Here is an 853-nt window from a genome sequence, read left to right on the forward strand (position 1 = left end):
TCGCTGCGCTCGCAATGACGGAGTATGTCGAACTACCCCAGCTTCAGCCCCGTCGCCTTCTCGAGTTCGGCGATCGCCTGTGCGCCGCTCGTCACCTTGATCGTGGTCATGCCCATTTCGCGCGCGGGCTTCAGGTTCACGCCGAGATCGTCGAGATAGACGCAATTGTCCGGATCAACCTTCAGCGTCTCGACCATCATCTGGTAGATGCGCGGGTCGGGCTTGCGCAGGCCGATCTTGGCGGATTCGATGACGTGATCGAACAGCACCATCACTTCGGCGACGTAGAGAGAGCGTCCCGTCATGCTGCCGATGGCATTCGCCGGCAGATTGTTGGTGATGCAGCCTGTCTTGAACTGCACCTTGATCCGCTTCAAGGCCTCGACCATCTCCGGCCGCAGATCGCCCTGGAGCAATGGCAGCACGTCACGTCCGCGCACTTCGGCGCCAAGCGCGAGTGATTCAGCGGCGAACAATTCGTCGAAGGTGTCGATGTCCACCTCGGCCCGCTCGAACCTGGCCCAGGCGTTCTCCAGGTGGTTGGCGGCGTTGGTGCGCCGGATGATGTCGATGGGCAGGCCGCGCTCGGTCTCGAACCGTGTGAACGCCTCGAATGGTGAGCTCGTCAGCACGCCGCCAAAATCAAAGACCACAGCCTCGATCGTCAATGTCCTGCCCTCGTCAATTCCTTTCCAAGAGGGCTAGCATGCGCTATCGGCAAGAGCCAGTCCGAAGCAACCCGCAGCCGTCACCAATGCCGAAGCGTGTTCCCATGAAGAAGCTTGCAACTCTCATCATAGCGGCGTTGCCGCTCGCCACGCCCGCGCACGCCATCGTCGGCGGCGGCACGCCG

General features: G+C 61.9%; 1 protein-coding gene. It reads right to left on the reverse strand.

Features of this window, described 5'->3' with window-relative positions; translation table 11 throughout:
* Positions 1 to 32: 32 nt before the first annotated feature.
* Entirely contained in the window at positions 33 to 668 is a 636-nt protein-coding gene (locus IC50_RS35610) for an HAD-IA family hydrolase (protein ID WP_035716100.1), read from the reverse strand.
* Between the last annotated feature and the right edge of the window lie 185 nt (positions 669 to 853).

Source organism: Bradyrhizobium genomosp. I (2014) (assembly GCF_000261685.1).
GTDB lineage: Bacteria > Pseudomonadota > Alphaproteobacteria > Rhizobiales > Xanthobacteraceae > Bradyrhizobium.